The following is a 19,379-nucleotide window of genomic DNA, read 5'->3' as shown; positions in this document are numbered from 1 at the left end:
CCCAGGATCATCGCGCCGTGCGGCGCCGCGGGCACTCCGGTTCTTGCGCCGGATTCGACCGCAAGGGATGGAATGCCGCCGGCCGCGGGTTCCGGTAGAGTCTCCCTCGTCATTCTGTGATGAGGGCCGAACCGTGATGGCCGACCTGTTCGACAACCTGCCCAGCCCCGGGCCGCGCGAGGAGACTCTGGCGGAGGGCGCGGTGCTGCTGCGCGGCTTCGCCGGCGACGTGGCCGAGACCCTGCTGGCGGCGGTGGACGCCGTCGCCGCCGCCGCGCCGTTCCGGCACCTGGTCACCCCCGGCGGCTATCTGATGTCGGTGGCGATGACCAATTGCGGCGTGGTCGGCTGGGTCAGCGACCGCAGCGGCTATCGCTACGACACCCATGACCCGACCACCGGCGAGCCCTGGCCGCCGCTGCCCGCCGCCTTCCTCGCCCTGGCGGCAGGTGCGGCCGCCCGCGCCGGCTTTCCCGGCTTCGCCCCCGACGCCTGCCTGATCAACCGCTACGAGCCCGGCACCCGGCTGTCGCTGCACCAGGACCGCGACGAGCGCGACACCGGCGCGCCGATCGTCTCGGTCTCGCTGGGCCTGCCCGCGACCTTCCTGTTCGGCGGGCTGCAGCGCAGCGACCCGACGCGCAAGGTGCGGGTCGAGCATGGCGACGTCGCGGTCTGGGGTGGCCCGGCCCGGCTGGCCTTCCACGGCGTCGCACCGCTGGCCGAGGGCAGCCATGCGCGGGTCGGCCGGCAGCGGATAAACCTGACCTTTCGCAAGGCGCTTTGATCCCGGTAAGAAGGCGGGTCGGCTTGCGGCCGCAACAAGATCAACACGCGATGAGGGACCGGAGACGATGAAGGAGACCTGGCGCTGGTTCGGCCCGAACGACCCGGTGACGCTGGACCATGTCAAGCAGGCGGGCGCGAGCGGCATCGTCACCGCCCTGCACCACCGCCAGGACGGCAGCGCCTGGCCGGCCGAGGAGATCGCCGAGCGCAAGGCGGTGATCGAGGGCGCCGGGCTGGCATGGTCGGTGGTCGAGAGCATCCCGATCCCCGATGTGATCAAGACCGGCGGCGCCGGCGCGGCCGAAGCCATCGCCCGCTTCGCCCAATCGCTGCGCAATGTCGCCGCGGCCGGGGTCACCACCGTCTGCTACAACTTCATGCCGGTGGTCGACTGGACCCGCACCAACCTGCTGTGGCGCCTGCCCACCACCGGCTACGCCCTGCGCTTCGACGCGGTCGACATGGCCGCCTATGACGCCTTCATCCTCAAGCGCCCCGGCGCCGAGGCCGACCACCGGCCCGAGGTGCTGGCCCGCGCCCGCGACCGTGCCGCGGCGATGAGCGAGAGCGAGCGCGCCGAGCTGGAGAAGACCATCATCGCCGGCCTGCCCGGCGTGGCCGGCGCGGTCAACGACCGGGCCGGGTTCGAGCGCCGGCTGGCCCTCTATGCCGGGATCTCGGCGGACGACTTCCGGTCGAACTACAAGGCCTTCCTGTCGGCCGTGGTGCCGGTGGCGGAAGAGGTTGGCGCCCGGCTGGCCGTCCACCCCGACGATCCGCCCTTCCCCCTGTTCGGCCTGCCGCGCATCGTCTCCACCGCCTCCGACGCCCGCGCCGTGCTGGCCATGGCCCCCAGCCCGGCGAACGGGCTGACGCTGTGCGTCGGCTCCTACGGCTCGCGCCGCGGCAACGACCTGGCGGCGATGGCGCGGGAGTTCGCGTCGCACATCCATTTCGCCCATCTGCGCAACGTCACCATCGAGGATGACGGATCCTTCTTCGAGGACGAGCACCTGGAGGGCGGCGCCGACATGGTGGCGGTGATCGACGCGCTGCTGGCCGAGGAGAAGGCGCGCAGGGCGGCGGGACGCAGCGACTGGGAGATCCCGATGCGGCCGGACCACGGCCATCTGCTGGCCGACGACGTCGGCAAGAAGACCAACCCCGGCTATTCCCTGATCGGCCGGCTGAAGGGCTTGGCCGAGCTGCGCGGCGTGGCCCGGGCGATCACCCAACTGCGCGGGGCGGCATGACCGACACCGTCGACGCAGTGGTGGTCGGCGCCGGGGTGGTCGGCCTGGCCGTCGCCCGGGCGCTGGCCCTGGCCGGGCAGGAGGTGATCATCCTGGAGGCGGCCGACGCCTTCGGCACCGAGACCTCGGCCCGCAACAGCGAGGTCATCCACGCCGGCATCTACTATCCCGCCGGCAGCCTGAAGGCCCGGCACTGCGTCGCCGGGCGGCGGGCGCTGTACCGCTTCTGCGCCGATCACGGCGTCACCGCCCAGCGCTGCGGCAAGCTGATCGTCGCGACCGACGCGGCCGAGGCGGCGACCCTCGCCCGGATCGCGGCCGGGGCGCAGGCCAACGGCCTGACTGGCGCGGACGATGCGCTGCGGCCGCTGACCGCCGACGAGGCGCATGCGCTGGAGCCGGAGATCGCCTGCACCGCGGCGCTGTTCTCGCCCTCCACCGGCATCGTCGACAGCCACGGCTTCATGCTGGCGCTGCTGGGCGATGCCGAGGCGCAAGGCGCGATGATCGCCTATCTCAGCCGGCTGGAATCGGCGGTGGCCACGCCCGAAGGGCTGCATCTGGAGATCGCCACCGAGGAGGGCGGCATGGAGCTGCTGGCCCGGCGGGTGGTCAACGCCGCCGGTCTGTCCGCCCCCGCCGTCGCCCGCCGCATCGCCGGGGTGCCGGAGGCGGCGGTGCCGCAGCCCTACCTGGCCAAGGGCAACTACTTCGCCCTGTCCGGCCGGCCGCCCTTCCGCCACCTGATCTATCCGGTGCCGGTGCCCGGCGGCTTGGGCACCCATGCCACCATCGACCTCGGCGGGCGGGTGCGCTTCGGCCCCGATGTCGAATGGGTCGACAGCCTGGACTATCGCGTCGACCCGGCGCGGGCCGACAGCTTCTACGCCGCGATCCGCCGCTACTGGCCGGCGCTGCCGGACGGGGCGCTGCTGCCGGACTATTCCGGCATCCGCCCGAAGATCACCCCGCCCGGCGCCACCGCGGCGGATTTCGTGATCCAGGGGCCGGAGGGGCATGGCGTGGCCGGGCTGGTCAACCTGTTCGGCATCGAGAGCCCGGGCCTGACCTCGAGCCTGTCGATCGCCGACGAGGTGGTGGCGAGGCTGGGGGTGGCTGCCTAAGCCGCCCGAGCGGCCCGCTGGAACCTCGCCGGCGTCACGCCATAGGCGCCCTTGAAGCGCCGGGTGAGATGCGCCTGGTCGGTGAAGCCGGTGGCGGCGGCCACCTGGGCCGCCGGCTCCCCCGCCGCCAGCAGCCGCTTGGCCCGTTCCAGCCGGATCCAGCGGAGATAGGTGGCCGGCGCCGCGCCATAGCGCCGGGCGAAGGACCGCGAAAGGTGGAACCGGCTTAAGCCCGCCACGTCAGCGAGGTCTTCCGCCGTGATGTCGTCGCCGAGATGGGCATGCAGATGGTCGCGCGCCCGGGCCAGGGCGGCATCGCCGGGGTGGCCGGTGCGCGGCGCGGGCGCTCCGGCCTGGCGCCGGGCCAGCCCGACCACCATCGCCGCCAGCGTCTCCGACCGCGCCAGGGTCGCCCCCGGCTCGGCGAAGGCCCGCGCGGCATCGGCGATCAGCCGGGCCAGGGCCGGATCCTCGGACAGCGTCGCCGGCAGCGCCATGTCCCAGGGCAAGCGGATGCCGGCATCATCCAGCACCGACACCACCGTCTGCGGCTCGATATAGAGCATGCGGTACAGGAAGCCCTCGGCGCCGGTGGCGTGGCCGTCATGGAGTTCGGTCGGGTTGAAGGTGATGATCGACCCCGGCCGGGTGCGGTGCACGGCGCCGCGGCAATGGAAGCTCTGCGACCCCGCCTCGGTCAGGCCGACGGCATAGGTCTCATGGGCATGGCGCTCATAGCTGTGCGCGGTGAAATGCGCGCGCAGGCGCTCGACGCCGAAGCGGCGGTCCATCCCGACCGTGATCCACTCGCCTGTGTCCATGATCGGATGATACGGCGCCGCGGCGGCCGCCGCCACAGCACGATCGTACAAGCCGGAGGGACCGGCCGGTCCCTAGCATCGCCACGTTCCAAGGAGGATGCATGCGCTTTGACACCAAGATCGCCGTCGCCCTGCGCGAGGACCTGCCGGTCTGGCAGAAGCTGAACGTCACCGCCTTCACCGTCAGCGGGCTTGGCGCGACCCGGCCGGAGCTGGTCGGCGAACCCTACCGGGACGGGTCGGGCAACCTGTACCTGCCGATGTTCCGCCAGCCGGTGCTGGTCTTCGCCGGATCGGCCGAGGCGCTGAAGGCGGCGCATGCCCGCGCGATGGCCCGCAACTTGCGGATCGCGATCTACACCGAGGCCCTGTTCGCCACCGGCCATGACGAGGCCAACCGCGCCGCGGTCCAGGCCGTGACGGCCGAGGCGCTGGACCTGGTCGGCTTCGCGATGCATGAGGACCGCAAGGATGTCGACAAGGTGCTGAAGGGCCTGACCCTGCACCCCTAGATCGTTGATCCATGGCGCGCCGGCCCCGAGTCGGCCAGGGCCGGCTTCATGATTTCCGGTCAGGGGCGACGTGCCGGAAAGGCATTTGGTCCGCGGCGCGTCGCGATGCGACACTTTCCCCGACGCTGTTGGCAACCTGCCCGCCTGTGCCTGATCTCCGGCACGGGCTGCGTTCGTCTGCACTTCACGACAGCCAGGGATCCGCGAAGGGTGCATCGCGGTCGCGGCTGGCCCGATCCGGAAATGGGCGAGGGCCCGGACCCCGCCCGCGAAAGGAACGCCATGTCCAACGCCGCCAAGGTCACCCGGCGTCCGCTGATCATCGCCTCGATCATGCTGGCCACCTTCATGGTCGCGATCGAGGCCACCATCGTCGCCACCGCCATGCCCCGCATCGTCGGCGAGCTCGGCGGCTTCACCTATTACAGCTGGGTGTTCTCGGCCTTCCTGCTGGCCCAATCCACCACCACCGTCATCTACGGCAAGATGTCGGATGTGTTCGGCCGCAAGCCCGTGCTGGTCGGCGGCACCGCGCTGTTCCTGGTCGGGTCGGTGCTGTGCGGCTTCGCCTGGTCGATGGGGTCGCTGATCCTGTTCCGGCTGCTGCAGGGCCTGGGCGCCGGCGCCATCACCCCGGTGACCATGACCGTCATCGGCGACCTGTACAAGCTGGAGGAGCGCGGCCGCGCCCAGGGCATGATGGCCAGCGTCTGGGCCACCTCCGCCGTGATCGGGCCGCTGGCCGGCGGCATCATCGTCGACCACCTGTCCTGGGCCTGGATCTTCTGGCTCAACCTGCCCTTCGGCGTGCTGACCATCCTGGGCTTCGTGCTGTTCCTGCGGGAATCGATCCAGCCGCGCCAGGTCCGCATCGACTACACCGGCGCCGGGCTGTTCTCGGTCGCCATCGTGTCGCTGCTGGTGATCCTGACCGAGACCGACGGCAATGGCTGGGTCCTCGGCGGGCTGGCGCTGCTGTTCCTGGTCGCCGGCTGGCTGTTCCTGTGGCAGGAGCGGCGGGCGCCGGAGCCGATCATCTCGCTCGAGCTGTGGGGCCGCCGGCTGGTCGCCACCAGCAACATCGCCACCCTCTTGGCCGGCATGGCGCTGATCGGCCTGACCACCATCCTGCCGGTCTATGTCCAGGGCGTGCTGGGCCGGTCGCCGATCACCGCCGGCTTCACCTTGAGCATGCTGGTGTTCGGCTGGCCCCTGGCGGTGATGCTGTCCCAGCGGCTGTACCGCGCCTTCGGGGTCCGCCGCACCCTGCGGGTCGGCAGCCTGCTGTTTCCGGTCGGCGCCACCTTCCTGCTGTTCCTGACGCCGCAGACCCACCCGGTGGTGGCCGGCGTCGGCGCCTTCATCATGGGCTTCGGCATGGGGCTGATCAGCCTGACCACCATCGCCGTGGTGCAGGACAGCGTCGAATGGTCGATGCGCGGCAGCGCCACGGCGTCGATCATCTTCGCCCGCAACCTGGGCAGCACCATCGGCGCCACCGCGCTGGGCGCCATCCTGAACATCGGCATCGCCCATTTCGGCAGCGGCGCGCTGGCGGCCGGCGTGCATGACGTGCTGAACCAGCCGGAGGGCCTGGCCCAGCTCGCCTCCGACCCCTCCGTCCGCGACGTCTTCGACAAGGCGCTGCACTGGACCTTCCTGGGCGTGGTGGCGATGGCGGTGCTGACCTTCGTCACCATCTGGCTGATCCCGATCGCCGCGAAGTCCGGCGCGCCGCGGAAGCTGGAACCCAGCGAGGCCGTGCCGCACTGACTGGGCGGGTTTTCAGGTCAAAATCCTACAGCTGAAATCGGCGTCTTTGGGCGGTTTGCTGCCATTCACCACCCGGACTATCTTGAATAGGACCGACCTTCTTCGGAGTTCGTGATGTCACGAATGGGTAAGGCACATTCGGCTTCGATGGCTCGTGAATACATTCGGCTCGGCTGGAAATTGAAACACGAGTTCCGAGCCCCGGACTGTGATCAGCCGTACGAGTATGTGTTTGGGTGGGAAGGTGCTGGGGAGGGCCCCCAACCCAGTCTCGATCCCGCGGAGTGGGGCGACGCGACGGAAACGCCGACTCCCGAAAAGGTCGAATCCGGATCTTAGATGTTCGGCCGGAAAGGGTCGAAAGCCCCCCAAGCCTGATCCAGTCTCGACCCTAATCCTCCCCATCCGCGGCGGCGGGGGTGCCGAGATGGGAGACGCGGGCGTCGAGGGTGCGCAGCAGCCGGCGCAGCGTCTCGCGCTCGCCCGGCTCGAAGGCGGCCATCAGCTCGGCCTCGATCTCCTGCGCCAGGGGCACGATCGCGTCATAGACCCGGCGCCCGGCGGCGGTGAAGGTCAGCTGGATCAGCCGCTGGTCCTGCGGGTTGGTGCCGCGGGCGAGATGCCCCGCCTCGATCAGCCGGCTGACCGCGCGGCTGACCTTGGCCTTGTCCATCGCCGTGCGCTCGCAGATCTGGTTCGACGACAGCGGCGCGTGGCGCCCCACCATCGCCATCACCCGCCATTCCGGGATGCTGAGGCCGAAGGCGTCGGCGTAGCGCCGGGCGAAGGTGCGGCTGACCCGGTTGCTGACCACCGACAGCTCATAGGGCAGGAACGCCTCGAGATCGAACTCCGCCGCCGCCTGCCCGCCCCGTTCACGCATCTCCCGGCCTCCCCAGCCGCGCCTTGACATTCGTTTCATATGAAACGAAATTCGGTCTTCTTCAACACCGACCCGTTCCGGCATGCCGGAGCGGCTGGCGGAGGACCACCCGGAACCATCGCATCGGCCCGGCCGATGCGGAAGGGCCTATCCGCCAGAATTGTCGGACAATACTCGGCCCGGCGCGGCTGGCAAGCGCAGCCCATGCCGCAGGGCGAAGGGAGGCAGGATCATGGGTCAGGGCAGGATCGCGGAGCGGGTGCGCCTGCTGTTCGCCAGCGCCGTCGGCACCATCATCGAGTGGTACGATTTCTTCATCTTCGCCACCTGCGCCGTGCTGGTGTTCGACAAGGCGTTCTTCCCGACCGAGGATCCCCTGGTCGGGGTGGTGCTGAGCCTGAGCACCTTCGCCATCGGCTTCGTCGCCCGGCCGCTGGGCGGCCTGGTGTTCGGCGCGCTGGGCGACCGCATCGGCCGCAAGAACGCGCTGGTGGTCAGCCTGCTGCTGATGGGCGCCGCCACCTTCTGCATGGGCCTGCTGCCGACCTACGCCTCGGTCGGCGGCCTGGCCCCGGTGCTGCTGGTCGCCTTGCGCATCCTGCAGGGCATCGCCGTCGGCGGCGAGGCCACCGGCGCGCTGTTGATCGTGGCCGAATCCATGCCGGGGAAGCGGCGCGGCTTCTGGACCAGCTTCCCGATGATCGGCGGGCCCGCCGCCAATGTGCTGGCCGCCGCGACCGTGGCCCTGATCACCGCCCGGCTGGGCGAGGCCGCCTTCGTCGACTGGGCCTGGCGCCTGCCCTTCCTGTTCTCGATCGTGCTGGTCGCGCTGGGCCTGTGGATGCGCAGCCGGATCGAGGAATCGCCGGTCTTCGCCGAACTGGCGGCCAAGCGCCGCGAGGTGCCGCCGGCGCCGCTGGCGGAAACCTTCCGCGGCTTCTGGCGGCCGATGGGCCAGGTGTTCCTGGTGAAGGCGGCGGAGAACACGCTGTTCTACCTGTTCACCACCTTCTTCCTGGTGCTGGTGGTCAAGTTCATCGGCCTGGCCCGCGGCGTCGGCGTCGATGCGCTGTTCTGGGGCTCGATCCTCGAGGTCGTGGTGATCATGGCCGCGGCCTATGCCTCGGACGTCATCGGCCGGCGGCCGGTGATGCTGCTGGGCCTGGCCGGCGGCATCGGCGCCAGCGTGCTGCTGTTCACCCTGCCGCCGGGGGCCGCGCCGGAGACGGTGCTGCACGTCACCCTGCTGACCCTGACCTGCCACGGCATCATCGTCGGCAGCATGTCGGCCTTCTTCACCGAGCTGTTCCCGACCCGGGTGCGCTACACCGCGATGTCGGTCAGCTACCAGGTCGCGTCGGTGGTCGGCGGCTCGGTGGCACCGCTGATCGGCACGCTGCTGCTGGGCTGGACCGGCACGCCGCAGGCGGTGGCGATCTATGCCGGGCTGATGGCGGTGCCGGGCATCATCTGCGTGCTGCTGTCGCGTGAGACCCGCGGCACCGACCTGGCCGCGGTGGAGGCGGCCGAACCGGCCCCGGTCGGCCTGCCGCAGCGGTCGCGATGACCCGTCGCTAAGCCGTCGCCAGCTCCCGCTCCAGCGCTGCCGTGACCAGGTCTTCGGCCGGGGTGCGCAGGAAGCGCTCGCAGGTCAGCTTCAGGCTGACGATGCCGTGCAGCGTCGCCAGCAGCACCTCGGCCCGGCGGTCGGGCGCCGCCGCGCCGAGATCGGCGAAAACCTGCACCAGCAGCAGGAAGGCGCGGGTGCCGGGGCCATCCGGGTCGTCGATCGGGCGGTCGCGGTACAGCGCGTCGAGCAGCTTCGGATCCTCCATCAGGATCAGCCGGTACATCTCCCGCTGCTGCAGCCCGAAGCCAACAAAGGCCCGCGCCAGGGCGGCCAGCCGCTGCCGCGGATCGGCGATGCCGGCCGCCGGCTCCAACGCCGCCAGCAAGGCCCGGTAGCCTTCCAGGCACAGCTCGCGCGCGATCGCGTCGCGGCCGTCGAAATGCAGGTAGATCGTGCCCGGGGCGTATTCGATCGCCGCTGCCAGCTTGCGCATGGTCAGCCCCGCGAACCCGTCGTTCAGCGCGATCGCCCGCGCCGCGTCGAGGATGCGCTCGCGCAGCGCCGCCTTGTCCCGTGCCCGTCGTTCCATCGTTCCCATGCCGCGATGGTTGCCGATTGACAGCCCGGGGTCAACGCGATTATGAACATCGTTCAGTGAACATGGTTCACTAACAGATCATTGTTCATGGAGATACAGGCATGGCTGGGATCGCGTTGTTCGGCGCCGCCGGCGCCATCGGCCGCAGCATCGCCGCGGCGCTGCGGGCGGAGGGCCGACCCTACCGTGTGGTCGGGCGGTCGCGGGCGTCGCTGGAGCGGGATTTCGGCGCCGACCCGCTGGCCGAGATCGTGACCTGGACGCCGGACGACCCGGAGTCGGTCCGTGCCGCGGCGCGGGGCATGGACACCATCATCCATCTGGTCGGGGTCGAGTATCACCAGTTCCAGCAGCATCCTGTCCTGATGCGCCAGGTGCTGGACGGCGCCGTGGCCGAGGGCGTGGCGAAGCTGCTGCTGATCGGCACGGTCTATCCCTATGGCAGGGCGCAGACCATGCCGGTGCGCGAGGACCATCCGCGCCGGCCGCACACCTTCAAGGGCCGGATGCGCAAGGCGCAGGAGGATCTGGTGCTGGAGGCCGATGCCGCCGGCCGGATCCGCGGCGCGGTGCTGCGCCTGCCCGATTTCTACGGCCCAGGGGTCGAGCGCAGCGTGCTGCGCAGCGCGATCGACGCCGCGGCGAAGGGCGGCCGGGCGCAGATGCTCGGCCCGATCGACCGGCCGCACGAATTCCTCTACGTGCCCGACGCCGGCCCGGTGGTCGCGGCGCTGGTGTCGCGGGACGAGGCCTGGGGCCGGGTGTGGCACCTGGCGGGACCGGGCACCATCACGGCGCGCGAGGCGGCCGGCCTGGCCTTCGCCGCCGCCGGCCGCAAGCCGAAGCTGATGGTGGTCGGCAAGCTGGGCCTGCGCCTGGGCGGCCTGTTCAGCCCGCTGCTGCGCGAGCTGGTCGAGATGCACTATCTGTGGACCGACCCGGTGGTGATGGACGATTCCGCCCTGCAGGCCCTGCTTGGCCCGATCGCCAAGACCTCCTACGCCGAGGGCCTCCGCCGCAGCGTCATGGCCGCGGCGGAGGCGTGATCAGAGCGCCCGGGCCTGGTCGCGCAGCACGAATTTCTGGATCTTGCCGGTCGAGGTCTTGGGCAGGTCGCCGAACACCACCGTCTTCGGGCATTTGAAATGCGCCAGGTGCTGCCGGCAAAAGGCGATGATCTCCGCCTGCGTCGCGCTCGCCCCCGGCCGCAGCGTGACGAAGGCGCAGGGGGTCTCGCCCCAGGTCGCATCCGGCCGCGCCACCACCGCCGCCTCAAGCACCGCGGGGTGGCGGTACAGCACGCCCTCGACCTCGATGGTCGAGATGTTCTCGCCGCCGGAGATGATGATGTCCTTCGACCGGTCCTTCAGCTCGACATAGCCGTCGGCATGCATCACCCCGAGGTCGCCGGTGTGGAACCAGCCGCCGGCGAAGGCCTTCGCGGTCGCGGCAGGGTTCTTGAGATAGCCCTTCATGGTGATGTTGCCACGCATGAACACCTCGCCCATGGTCTCGCCGTCGGCCGGCACCGGGGCCAGCGTGTCGGGATCGGCCACCATCAGCCCTTCCTGCACCACATAGGGCAGGCCCTGGCGCGACTTCAGCCGCGCCTGCTCCCCCGCCGGCAGCGCGTCCCATTCCGTCTTCCAGTCGCACACCACGGCCGGGCCGTAGACCTCGGTCAGGCCATAGACATGGGTGACCTGGACGCCCAGCCGGGCCATGCCCTCCAGCACCGCGGCCGGCGGCGGCGAGGCCGCGGTCATCATCTGGATCGACTGGGGAAACTCCCGCCGGTCCTCGGGCGCCGCGTTCAGCAGCATGCCCATGACGATCGGCGCGCCGCAGAGATGGGTGACGCCGTGGTCGGCGATGGCAGCGTAGATGTCGCGGGCGGCGACCCGGCGCAGGCAGACATGGGTGCCGGCCAGCGCCGTGATGGTCCAGGGGAAGCACCAGCCGTTGCAATGGAACATCGGCAGGGTCCAGAGATAGGCCGGGTGGTGCGGCATCGCCCAGGTGACCACGTTGCCGAGGGCGTTGAGATAGGCTCCGCGATGATGGGTCACCACGCCCTTGGGGTCACCAGTGGTGCCCGAGGTGTAGTTCAGCGCGATCGCGTCCCACTCGTCGTCCGGGCGCACCCCGTCATAGGCCGGGTCGCCTTCGGCCAGCAGGTCGTCATAGGTCAGGCCGCCCACCGGGTCGCCGCCGCAGGCCGGGTCGACGATGTCGACCACCAGGGGTGGCGCCGCCATCTGGGCCACGGCCGCGCGGACCACCGCGGCGTATTCGCGGTCGGCCAGCAGGATCCTGGTCTCGGAATGCTGCAGCTGGAAGGCGATCGCCGCGGCGTCGAGCCGGATGTTGAGGGCGCACAGCACGCCGCCGGTCATCGGCACGCCGAAGGTGGCCTCGAACGCCTCCGGGATGTTCGGCGCCATCACCGCCACGGTGTCGTTCTTGCCGATGCCGCGGCGCGACAGGGCGGAGCCCAGGCGGCGGCAGCGTTCCGCGGTCTCGCGCCAGCTTCGCGTCACCTCGCCATAGACCACGGCCGGCCGGTCCGGATGCGCCAGCGCGGCGCGGCCGAGGAAGGACAGCGGCGTCAGCGCCACATGGTTCGCCGCGTTGCGGTCGAGATCGGTGTCATAGGCATGCGGCATCGACGGCCCCCCGTTCGTTGGAGACACTGTGGCACCGCGCAGTTTGAGACGAAATGGCTGGATCGCGGTCCGCCCGCCGCGGCTGACGCTGGCCGGATCGCGACACCGGCCTCTTGGGGGGTCATCTTCCCCACTCGCCCCAGTGGCCGCACGGCGCTAGGGTTCGGAAAATCGCGTGTCCGGGAGGAACGTCCATGGGAGCCTATGCCGAGGCCTGTCGCCGCGCGCTCGCCGACCCCGAGGGATTCTGGGGCGACGCCGCCGCCGCGATCGACTGGGACCGGCCCTGGGACCGGGTGCTGGACGACAGCAACGCGCCCCTCTATCGCTGGTTCGCCGGCGGCCGGCTGAACACCTGCCACAACGCGCTGGACCGCCACGTCGCCGCCGGCCATGGCGACCGGGTGGCGCTGATCTATGACAGCCCGGTCACCGGCACCGTGCAGCGCTTCACCTATGCCGCGCTGACCGACCGCGTCGCCCGCTTCGCCGGCGCCATGCGCGCCCTGGGCGTCGGCCCCGGCGACCGGGTCGTGATCTACATGCCGATGGTGCCCGAGGCGGTGGTCGCCATGCTGGCCTGCGCCCGGCTGGGCGCGGTGCATTCCGTGGTGTTCGGCGGCTTCGCGGCGCCGGAGCTGGCGTCGCGGATCGACGACTGCACGCCGAAGCTGGTCGTCTCCGCCTCCTGCGGCATCGAGGTCGCGCGCGTTATCGCCTACAAGCCGCTGCTCGACGCCGCGCTGGACCTGGCCCGGCACAAGGTTCCGGCGACGGTGATCCTGCAGCGGCCGCAATGCGCCGCAGCGATGCAGCTGGGCCGCGACCATGACTGGACGGAGGTCGAGAAAGCGGCCGCCCCGGCGGCCTGCGTGCCGGTGGCGGCGACCGACCCGCTCTACATCCTCTACACCTCCGGCACCACCGGCCAGCCCAAGGGCATCGTGCGCGACAATGGCGGCCATGCCGTGGCCCTGGCCTGGACCATGGGCGCGGTCTACGGCGTCAAGCCCGGCGAGGTGTACTGGGCCGCCTCCGACATCGGCTGGGCGGTCGGCCATTCCTACATCGTCTACGCCCCGCTGCTGGCCGGCTGCACCACCGTGCTGTACGAGGGCAAGCCGGTCGGCACCCCCGATGCCGGCGCCTTCTGGCGGGTGGTCGCGCAGCACGGCGTCAGCGTGCTGTTCACCGCCCCCACCGCCTTCCGCGCCATCAAGCGCGAGGATTTCGAGGGCCGGCACCTGGCGCAGCACGACCTGTCGCGCTTCCGCGCCCTGTTCCTGGCCGGCGAGCGCTGCGACCCCGACACCCTGGCCTGGGCCGAAGGGCTGCTGCATCGGCCGGTGATCGACCATTGGTGGCAGACCGAGACCGGCTGGGCGATCTGCGCCGACCCGCTGGGGCTGGAGGCGATGCCGGTCAAGCCGGGGTCGCCGACCAGGCCGATGCCGGGCTGGGACGTGCGGGTGCTGGGGCCGGACGGGGCGGAGATGCCGCCCGGGGAGATCGGCGTGCTGGTCTGCCGCCTGCCGATGCCGCCCGGCGCCGCGCCGACGCTGTGGCAGGCCGAGGCCCGGTTCCGCAGCGCCTATCTCGAGGCCTATCCCGGCTTCTACACCACCGGCGACGCCGGGATGATCGACGAGGACGGCTATGTCTTCGTCATGAGCCGGGTCGACGACGTCATCAACGTCGCCGGCCACCGCCTGTCGACCGGGCAGATCGAGGAGGTGCTGGCCGGCCACCCCGATGTCGCGGAATGCGCGGTGATCGGGGCGGCGGACGAGGTGAAGGGCCAGGTGCCGCTGGGCTTCCTGGTGCTGAAGGCGGGGGTGACCCGGCCGCACGAGACGATCGCGGCCGAGGCGGTGCAGCGGGTGCGCGACCAGATCGGCCCGATCGCCGTGTTCAAGACCGCGATGATCGTCGACCGCCTGCCGAAGACGCGGTCGGGCAAGATCCTGCGGGCCACGATGGTTCGAATCGCCGATTCGGTGCCCTACACGACGCCCGCCACGATCGACGATCCCGCGATTCTCGATGAAATTCGCGTGACTTTGCAGCGATCGGGATATAGTCGGGGGTAACGTTCCCGTTGTGGCCCGGTCTGAGCCGGGAATGGCAAGCGTCCGGGAATATTACATTTTTAGAATCATTTGGCGTGCTTGCGACGCACCGCGCGGCCACGTCGCCCGTGAACAGGTGAAAATCATTCAAAACAAAGGGTTTTTCTGACCCAAACGGGGACTTGACGTCACGTCCGCAGCAAACCTATCGTCGCGGCAATGCTCGAGTTGAGCAGGCGAGGCTTCAAAAAAACGAGGGCCGCAAAAAAGCGGCCCTCTTTCTTCTAGCGCGTCTCCGGAACGGGGGCTGTCAGTGACGGCCCCCGTCCGCGAAGGGATCAGGCGGCGAGCTGCTTCGGCGCCGCGGCCGGGCCGACGGCGATCTTCACGGTGCGGGGCTTCTGCGCCTCCGGCACCTCACGGACCAGATCGATGTTGAGCAGCCCGTTCACCAGGGTCGCGCCGGTCACCTTGATGTAGTCGGCGAGCTGGAAGCGGCGCTCGAAGGCGCGGCCGGCAATCCCGCGATGCAGGAAGCTGCGGGCCTTCTCCTCCTCCTCGGAGGCCGTCTTGGCGCGCACGGTAAGCGTGTTCTCCGAGGTCACCACCTCGATGTCGTCCTCACCGAAGCCGGCCACCGCCATGCTGATGCGGTAGGCGTCGTCGCCGAGCTTCTCGATGTTGTAGGGGGGATAGGACGGCGCCGCGGTGTCGGACTGCAGCGCGGAATCGAGCAGCCGCGACATGCGGTCGATGCCGATGGTGGACCGGAAAAGCGGGGAAAGGTCGAGAGTACGCATGGATATCCTCCGTTGAGCGATACCGAGCGGCGCACCGGAATGGTCGCGCCGCGGTTTGCGATCGTGGCGACCCCGTCCGGGCGCCGCCACGACCATCGATTTGGGGAGGATGAATTCCAGGTTCAAGAGGGAGCGGTCGCTCCCCGGACGTAGGTTGGGCTCGCGAAGCGAACCCAACCTACGCTGCAAGCTGTTGCTTGCCTTACTGGGCGGTCCAGCCGCCATCGACCGAGATGGCGGTGCCGGTGATCTGGTCGGCCGCCGGCGAGCACAGGAAGGCGACGGTGGCGCCCAGCTGCTCCGGCGTCACGAAGGTCATCGAGGGCTGCTTCTCGCCCAGCAGCTGCTTGGTCGCGTCGTCCTGGCTGATCTTCTTGTCCGCGGCGATCGCGGCGATCTGCTTCTCGACCAGCGGCGTCAGCACCCAGCCGGGGCAGACCGCGTTGCAGGTGATGCCGTTGCCGGCATTCTCCAGCCCCACCACCTTGGTCAGCCCGACCAGCCCGTGCTTGGCCGCGACATAGGCCGCCTTGTGGGTCGAGGCCACCAGGCCGTGCGCCGAGGCGATGTTGATGATCCGGCCCCAGCCCTGCCGCTTCATCTCAGGGATCGCCGCGGCGATGCCGTGGAACGCCGCCGACAGGTTGATCGCCAGGATCGCGTCCCACTTCTCGGCCGGGAACTCCTCGACCGGGGCGGTGAACTGGATGCCGGCGTTGTTCACCAGGATGTCGACCCGGCCGAGCTTCTTGACCGTCGCGGCGACCAGGCCGCGCACCGCGTCGCCCTTCGACATGTCGGCGCCGTCATAGACCGCGCGCACGCCATGCTCGCGCTCGATCCCGGCGCGGATCGCCTCGATCTCGCCGGCGTCGCCGAAACCGTTCAGCACGATGTCCGCGCCCTGGCCCGACAGCACCTTGGCGATGCCCAGGCCGATGCCGCTGGTCGATCCGGTGACGATCGCAACCTTGCCCTTCAACATGGGTCCGTTCCTTACGCTTGCGGGGGTGTCATGGGGGGTGGGGCGGTTCAGCGCTTGAACAGCGAGTCCGCCACCGATTTGTGGCTCTGCTTGCCGGCGATCACGCCGCGGGCGCGGGCGATCTCGGCCTCCAGCTCGGCAACATAGGCTTCGAGATCGGCGACCGACAGCGCGTCGAGCGGCTTCAGCGGCGCCTTGCGGTTGCGGGGTTCGAGATCTTCCGGGTCCATCGCCATCTCCTTCGGCCACGCTCTCAGGCAGCGGATGGACAATCCTCGCGGGCGGCGCGAGGATCGGCAAGCCTGGAGCGCAGTCGCGCCCCGGCCTTCGCACCAGAGTCGACGGGCGACCTTAGGCCGCGCGATACGACGACCGGATTACGACCGCGTGACATTTCGGTCATGACTCGCGCGGTCATGGCCCGTCCTGGCCATGATCCGCACCAACCTCCCGCAGCCGGAAGCCAAGCCGATGACCAGCGCCCTGCCCCAGACCATGACCGCGATCGCGATCGAGACCCCCGGCGCGCCGGAGGTGCTGAAGCCGGTGACGATGCCGCTGCCGCTGCCGGGCGCCGGCGAGATCCTGATCAAGGTCGCCGCCGCCGGGGTGAACCGGCCCGACGTGCTGCAGCGCCGCGGCCATTACAACCCGCCGCCGGGCGCCAGCCCGCTGCCCGGGCTGGAGGTCGCCGGCACCTTCGCCGCGATCGGGTCCGGCGTGGCCGGCTGGTCGGTCGGCGACGCGGTCTGCGCCCTGGTCGCGGGCGGCGGCTATGCCGAATACTGCGTCGCCCCGGCGCCGCAATGCCTGCCGGTGCCCAAGGGCCTGACGATGACCGAGGCGGCGGCGCTGCCCGAGACCTTCTTCACCGTCTGGACCAACGTGTTCGAGCGCGGCCGGCTGCAGACCGGCGAGCGCTTCCTGGTGCATGGCGGGTCGAGCGGCATCGGCACCACCGCGATCCAGCTGGCCAAGGCCTGGGGCGCCATCGTCTTCGTCACCGCCGGCAGCGCCGAGAAGTGCCAGGCCTGCCTTGACCTCGGCGCCGATGTCGCCATCGACTATCGCACCCAGGACTTCGTCGCCGAGATCAAGCAGGCCACCGGCGGCCGCGGCGTCGACCTGATCCTGGACATGGTCGGCGGCGACTACATCGCCCGCAACATCGACGTGCTGGCGGTCGACGGCCGGCAGGTCAGCATCGCCTTCCAGAAGGGCGGGAAGGTCGAGATCGACCTGCAGAAGGTGATGGTCAAGCGCCTGACCCTGACCGGATCGACCCTGCGGCCGCGCAGCGTCGCCGAGAAGGGCGCCATCGCGGCGGCCCTGCAGGCCGAGGTCTGGCCGCTGATCGAGGCCGGGCGGATCCGCCCGCTGGTGCACGCCACCTTCCCGCTGGCCCGGGCCGCGGAGGCCCATGTGCTGATGGAAAGCAGCACGCATGTCGGCAAGATCGTACTCCTTGCTTGACTCGGCGGCGCATCATCCCTAGGTCGAGCACAGTGGGCGGCGCCGCGCCGACCCCGCTCCCCTCCCTTACGTCCGAGTGCGAGAGGACAGGTCGGCCGCCTCGGCCGGTCGCGGCGGGATCGCTTTGCGCAGAGGAGAACACGGGCGATGAACAAACAACCCCTGATGCCGAAGGCGACCGCCGTCTGGCTCGTTGAGAACACGTCGCTGAGCTTCGACCAGATCGCCGCCTTCTGCGGCCTGCACGAGCTGGAGATCCGGGCCATCGCCGACGGCGAGGTCGCGATCGGCATGGTCGGGCTGGACCCGCTGACCAGCGGCCAGCTGACCCAGGCCGAGATCGAGCGCTGCCAGGCCGACCCGAACGCCCGGCTGCGCATGGCCATCGCCGACATCCCGATGCCGGTCGCCCGCTCCAAGGGCCCGCGCTACACCCCGGTGACCAAGCGCGGCGACAAGCCGGACGCCATCGCCTATCTGCTGAAGGAGCATCCCGAGCTGTCGGATGCCCAGATCTGCAAGCTGATCGGCACCACCAAGCCGACCATCCAGGCGATCCGCGACAAGTCGCATTGGAATTCGCCGAACCTGAAGCCGCGCAGCCCGGTGATGGTGGGACTGTGCACCTATCTGGAGCTGGATGCCGCCCTGACCAAGGCTCGCGCCCACCTGCCGCCGGGCGCGGTCCCGACGCCGACCGTGTCCTACGGCGACGACGAGTCCGAGGACGGCCGCGAAGACTAGCCTGATCTGGCGGGCAGAGTCACCGTTCCGCCGGGTCCGCCGGAACGGGATCTGCCCCGGGGGCCGACTCGGGGCCCTGAAATGACAAAGGCGGCGCCCCCCAGCGCCGCCTTTGAAAATCCGGAGATCCCCGGGATCTCTTCGTCAGGCGTGGTGCAACCGCGCCATCTCATCCTTCAGTCTCAGCTTTTCCTTCTTCAGCCGCAGAACCTCGATCTCGTCGGGTAGCGGTCGATGGATCGCGTCTTCCAGGTTACGATCCAGGGCGGCATGCTTTGTCCGAAGCGCTTCCATACGCTCTGCAACAGCCATATCTCGCTCCTCTGTTAAAAGCTGGACGGTGGTTCAGGCCCCTCCTATTTCCGATATGTTACGCCGCGATGGCGTATGCAAGTCAACGAGGCTTCTATTCCTCATGTCGGGGAGAGGCATTCGGTCGCTGGGGGATCAGTGGTCGCAGGCCGGGGCCGTTGACCATGACCTGCCGCGTGAAATTTCCTTAACGCCACGCTTTCCGGCTTCCCGCACCGGTCCGCCCGGCTCATTTTGTGCGGCGCACAACGAACCGAGGACCGACCAGGATGGATCGTGAGACCGTGCGGAAGACCGCCTTCGCCATGCCGCTGACCAGCCCGGCCTTCCCGCCCGGGCCGTACCGCTTCGTCGACCGCCAGTACTTCATCATCCGCTACCGCACCGACCCCGAGGCGCTGCGCCGGGTGGTGCCGGAGCCGCTGGAGATCGTCGAGCCGGTGGTGAACTACGAGTTCATCCGCATGCCGGATTCGACCGGCTTCGGCGACTACACCGAGAGCGGTCAGGTCATCCCGGTGCGGTTCGAGGGCCAGCTCGGCGGCTACACCCACCAGATGTTCCTGAACGACCACCCCCCGATCGCCGGCGGGCGCGAGCTGTGGGGCTTCCCCAAGAAGCTGGCGCAGCCGACCCTGGCGGTGGAGACCGACACGCTGGTCGGCACCCTGAACTACGGGTCGATCCGCATCGCCACCGGCACCATGGGCTACAAGCACCGCACCCTGGACCTCGCGGCGGAGACCAAGGGGCTGGGGGCGCCGAACTTCCTGCTCAAGATCATCCCGCATGTCGACGGCACCGCGCGGATCTGCGAGCTGGTGAAATATTATCTCGAGGACATCACCGTGAAGGGCGCCTGGACCGGCCCGGCGGCGCTGGACCTGTACCCGCACGCGCTGGCGCCGATCGCCGAGCTGCCGGTGCTGGAGGTGCTGTCGGCCAAGCACCTGGTCGCCGATTTGACCCTCGGCCTCGGCACCGTGGTGCACGACTACCTGGCCTGA

General features: G+C 70.0%; 19 protein-coding genes. 11 read left to right on the top strand and 8 right to left on the bottom strand.

The features are described from left to right. Window positions 1-136: 136 nt before the first annotated feature. The 3 genes from alkB to E9232_RS30320 all read left to right on the top strand — a co-directional run bounded on the left by alkB (window position 137) and on the right by E9232_RS30320 (window position 3,166). Window positions 137-787, top strand: a complete 651-nt coding sequence (gene alkB / locus E9232_RS30330) for a DNA oxidative demethylase AlkB (RefSeq protein ID WP_309800625.1) — start codon at window positions 137-139, stop codon at window positions 785-787. A gap of 67 nt (window positions 788-854) precedes the next feature. Beyond that, the gene (gene uxuA, locus E9232_RS30325; RefSeq protein WP_309800624.1) at window positions 855-2,042 is read left to right on the top strand and encodes a mannonate dehydratase; all 1,188 of its coding nucleotides are present in this window, start codon (window positions 855-857) and stop codon (window positions 2,040-2,042) included. Next, complete coding sequence (locus E9232_RS30320) at window positions 2,039-3,166, top strand: NAD(P)/FAD-dependent oxidoreductase (protein ID WP_309800623.1); 1,128 nt, start codon at window positions 2,039-2,041, stop codon at window positions 3,164-3,166. Before uxuA ends, E9232_RS30320 begins: the two co-directional genes overlap by 4 nt. Here the strand turns inward: E9232_RS30320 and E9232_RS30315 are convergent. Next, a complete protein-coding gene (locus E9232_RS30315; protein ID WP_309800621.1) occupies window positions 3,163-3,987 on the bottom strand; it encodes an AraC family transcriptional regulator in 825 nt (274 codons plus the stop codon). The genes E9232_RS30320 and E9232_RS30315 overlap by 4 nt on opposite strands. Before the next feature lie 101 nt (window positions 3,988-4,088). Here E9232_RS30315 and E9232_RS30310 point away from each other — a divergent pair, with 101 nt between their 5' ends. Next, entirely contained in the window at window positions 4,089-4,499 is a 411-nt protein-coding gene (locus E9232_RS30310) for a DUF2000 family protein (RefSeq protein WP_309800619.1), read from the top strand. Window positions 4,500-4,781: 282 nt separating this feature from the next. Further along, window positions 4,782-6,272: an MDR family MFS transporter gene (locus E9232_RS30305; RefSeq protein ID WP_309800617.1), complete on the top strand. Its 1,491-nt coding sequence runs from the start codon at window positions 4,782-4,784 to the stop codon at window positions 6,270-6,272. 391 nt (window positions 6,273-6,663) lie between these two features. Here the strand turns inward: E9232_RS30305 and E9232_RS30300 are convergent, their stop codons facing one another. Then, on the bottom strand, window positions 6,664-7,155 hold the full coding sequence (locus E9232_RS30300) for a MarR family winged helix-turn-helix transcriptional regulator (protein WP_309800616.1): 492 nt from the start codon (window positions 7,153-7,155) through the stop codon (window positions 6,664-6,666). Window positions 7,156-7,387: 232 nt separating this feature from the next. On the opposite strand from E9232_RS30300, the gene E9232_RS30295 reads away from it, so the two are divergent. Next, a complete protein-coding gene (locus E9232_RS30295) occupies window positions 7,388-8,722 on the top strand; it encodes an MFS transporter (protein ID WP_309800614.1) in 1,335 nt (444 codons plus the stop codon). A gap of 7 nt (window positions 8,723-8,729) precedes the next feature. Here the strand turns inward: E9232_RS30295 and E9232_RS30290 are convergent, their stop codons facing one another. Continuing rightward, on the bottom strand, window positions 8,730-9,314 hold the full coding sequence (locus E9232_RS30290; protein ID WP_309800613.1) for a TetR/AcrR family transcriptional regulator: 585 nt from the start codon (window positions 9,312-9,314) through the stop codon (window positions 8,730-8,732). A gap of 110 nt (window positions 9,315-9,424) precedes the next feature. Between E9232_RS30290 and E9232_RS30285 the strand changes: the two genes are divergently transcribed. After that, window positions 9,425-10,369, top strand: a complete 945-nt coding sequence (locus tag E9232_RS30285; protein WP_309800611.1) for an NAD-dependent epimerase/dehydratase family protein — start codon at window positions 9,425-9,427, stop codon at window positions 10,367-10,369. On the opposite strand, the gene E9232_RS30280 is transcribed toward E9232_RS30285, so the two are convergent. Next, window positions 10,370-11,989, bottom strand: coding sequence for an acyl-CoA synthetase (locus E9232_RS30280; RefSeq protein WP_309800609.1), 1,620 nt, complete (start codon window positions 11,987-11,989; stop codon window positions 10,370-10,372). A gap of 194 nt (window positions 11,990-12,183) precedes the next feature. On the opposite strand from E9232_RS30280, the gene E9232_RS30275 reads away from it, so the two are divergent. Continuing rightward, entirely contained in the window at window positions 12,184-14,079 is a 1,896-nt protein-coding gene (locus E9232_RS30275; protein WP_309800607.1) for an AMP-binding protein, read from the top strand. A 317-nt stretch (window positions 14,080-14,396) separates the two neighbouring features. Here E9232_RS30275 and E9232_RS30270 read toward each other — a convergent pair whose 3' ends face one another. From E9232_RS30270 to E9232_RS30260, 3 genes are all read right to left on the bottom strand, one after another. Further along, window positions 14,397-14,858, bottom strand: coding sequence for an Hsp20 family protein (locus E9232_RS30270; protein WP_309800606.1), 462 nt, complete (start codon window positions 14,856-14,858; stop codon window positions 14,397-14,399). Window positions 14,859-15,060: 202 nt separating this feature from the next. Further along, on the bottom strand, window positions 15,061-15,843 hold the full coding sequence (locus E9232_RS30265) for a 3-hydroxybutyrate dehydrogenase (protein WP_309800605.1): 783 nt from the start codon (window positions 15,841-15,843) through the stop codon (window positions 15,061-15,063). 47 nt (window positions 15,844-15,890) lie between these two features. Next, the gene (locus E9232_RS30260) at window positions 15,891-16,073 is read right to left on the bottom strand and encodes a DUF1192 domain-containing protein (protein WP_309800603.1); all 183 of its coding nucleotides are present in this window, start codon (window positions 16,071-16,073) and stop codon (window positions 15,891-15,893) included. A gap of 241 nt (window positions 16,074-16,314) precedes the next feature. Between E9232_RS30260 and E9232_RS30255 the strand changes: the two genes are divergently transcribed. After that, window positions 16,315-17,316, top strand: coding sequence for an NAD(P)H-quinone oxidoreductase (locus E9232_RS30255; RefSeq protein ID WP_309800601.1), 1,002 nt, complete (start codon window positions 16,315-16,317; stop codon window positions 17,314-17,316). A 147-nt stretch (window positions 17,317-17,463) separates the two neighbouring features. After that, window positions 17,464-18,060, top strand: coding sequence for a DUF1013 domain-containing protein (locus E9232_RS30250; RefSeq protein WP_309800600.1), 597 nt, complete (start codon window positions 17,464-17,466; stop codon window positions 18,058-18,060). Between the two features lie 144 nt (window positions 18,061-18,204). Here E9232_RS30250 and E9232_RS30245 read toward each other — a convergent pair whose 3' ends face one another. Beyond that, window positions 18,205-18,372 carry a YdcH family protein gene (locus E9232_RS30245; protein WP_309800598.1) on the bottom strand — a complete coding sequence of 56 codons (168 nt, stop codon included), beginning with the start codon at window positions 18,370-18,372 and terminating at the stop codon, window positions 18,205-18,207. Window positions 18,373-18,641: 269 nt separating this feature from the next. Between E9232_RS30245 and E9232_RS30240 the strand changes: the two genes are divergently transcribed. Continuing rightward, window positions 18,642-19,379 carry an acetoacetate decarboxylase gene (locus E9232_RS30240; protein ID WP_309800597.1) on the top strand — a complete coding sequence of 246 codons (738 nt, stop codon included), beginning with the start codon at window positions 18,642-18,644 and terminating at the stop codon, window positions 19,377-19,379.

The sequence above is a fragment of the Inquilinus ginsengisoli genome (assembly GCF_031453975.1).
In the GTDB taxonomy this organism is placed as follows: domain Bacteria; phylum Pseudomonadota; class Alphaproteobacteria; order DSM-16000; family Inquilinaceae; genus Inquilinus; species Inquilinus ginsengisoli_A.
The sequence above is the reverse complement of the archived record's forward strand: the minus strand, read 5'-3'. Positions and strand labels throughout refer to the sequence as shown.

Coding starts and splice junctions, on each gene's coding strand:
- alkB (WP_309800625.1), top strand. CDS start 137: ATGGCCGACCTGTTCGACAACCTGCCCAGCCCCGGGCCGCGCGAGGAG.
- uxuA (WP_309800624.1), top strand. CDS start 855: ATGAAGGAGACCTGGCGCTGGTTCGGCCCGAACGACCCGGTGACGCTG.
- E9232_RS30320 (WP_309800623.1), top strand. CDS start 2,039: ATGACCGACACCGTCGACGCAGTGGTGGTCGGCGCCGGGGTGGTCGGC.
- E9232_RS30315 (WP_309800621.1), bottom strand. CDS start 3,987: ATGGACACAGGCGAGTGGATCACGGTCGGGATGGACCGCCGCTTCGGC.
- E9232_RS30310 (WP_309800619.1), top strand. CDS start 4,089: ATGCGCTTTGACACCAAGATCGCCGTCGCCCTGCGCGAGGACCTGCCG.
- E9232_RS30305 (WP_309800617.1), top strand. CDS start 4,782: ATGTCCAACGCCGCCAAGGTCACCCGGCGTCCGCTGATCATCGCCTCG.
- E9232_RS30300 (WP_309800616.1), bottom strand. CDS start 7,155: ATGCGTGAACGGGGCGGGCAGGCGGCGGCGGAGTTCGATCTCGAGGCG.
- E9232_RS30295 (WP_309800614.1), top strand. CDS start 7,388: ATGGGTCAGGGCAGGATCGCGGAGCGGGTGCGCCTGCTGTTCGCCAGC.
- E9232_RS30290 (WP_309800613.1), bottom strand. CDS start 9,314: ATGGAACGACGGGCACGGGACAAGGCGGCGCTGCGCGAGCGCATCCTC.
- E9232_RS30285 (WP_309800611.1), top strand. CDS start 9,425: ATGGCTGGGATCGCGTTGTTCGGCGCCGCCGGCGCCATCGGCCGCAGC.
- E9232_RS30280 (WP_309800609.1), bottom strand. CDS start 11,989: ATGCCGCATGCCTATGACACCGATCTCGACCGCAACGCGGCGAACCAT.
- E9232_RS30275 (WP_309800607.1), top strand. CDS start 12,184: ATGGGAGCCTATGCCGAGGCCTGTCGCCGCGCGCTCGCCGACCCCGAG.
- E9232_RS30270 (WP_309800606.1), bottom strand. CDS start 14,858: ATGCGTACTCTCGACCTTTCCCCGCTTTTCCGGTCCACCATCGGCATC.
- E9232_RS30265 (WP_309800605.1), bottom strand. CDS start 15,843: ATGTTGAAGGGCAAGGTTGCGATCGTCACCGGATCGACCAGCGGCATC.
- E9232_RS30260 (WP_309800603.1), bottom strand. CDS start 16,073: ATGGACCCGGAAGATCTCGAACCCCGCAACCGCAAGGCGCCGCTGAAG.
- E9232_RS30255 (WP_309800601.1), top strand. CDS start 16,315: ATGACCAGCGCCCTGCCCCAGACCATGACCGCGATCGCGATCGAGACC.
- E9232_RS30250 (WP_309800600.1), top strand. CDS start 17,464: ATGAACAAACAACCCCTGATGCCGAAGGCGACCGCCGTCTGGCTCGTT.
- E9232_RS30245 (WP_309800598.1), bottom strand. CDS start 18,372: ATGGCTGTTGCAGAGCGTATGGAAGCGCTTCGGACAAAGCATGCCGCC.
- E9232_RS30240 (WP_309800597.1), top strand. CDS start 18,642: ATGGATCGTGAGACCGTGCGGAAGACCGCCTTCGCCATGCCGCTGACC.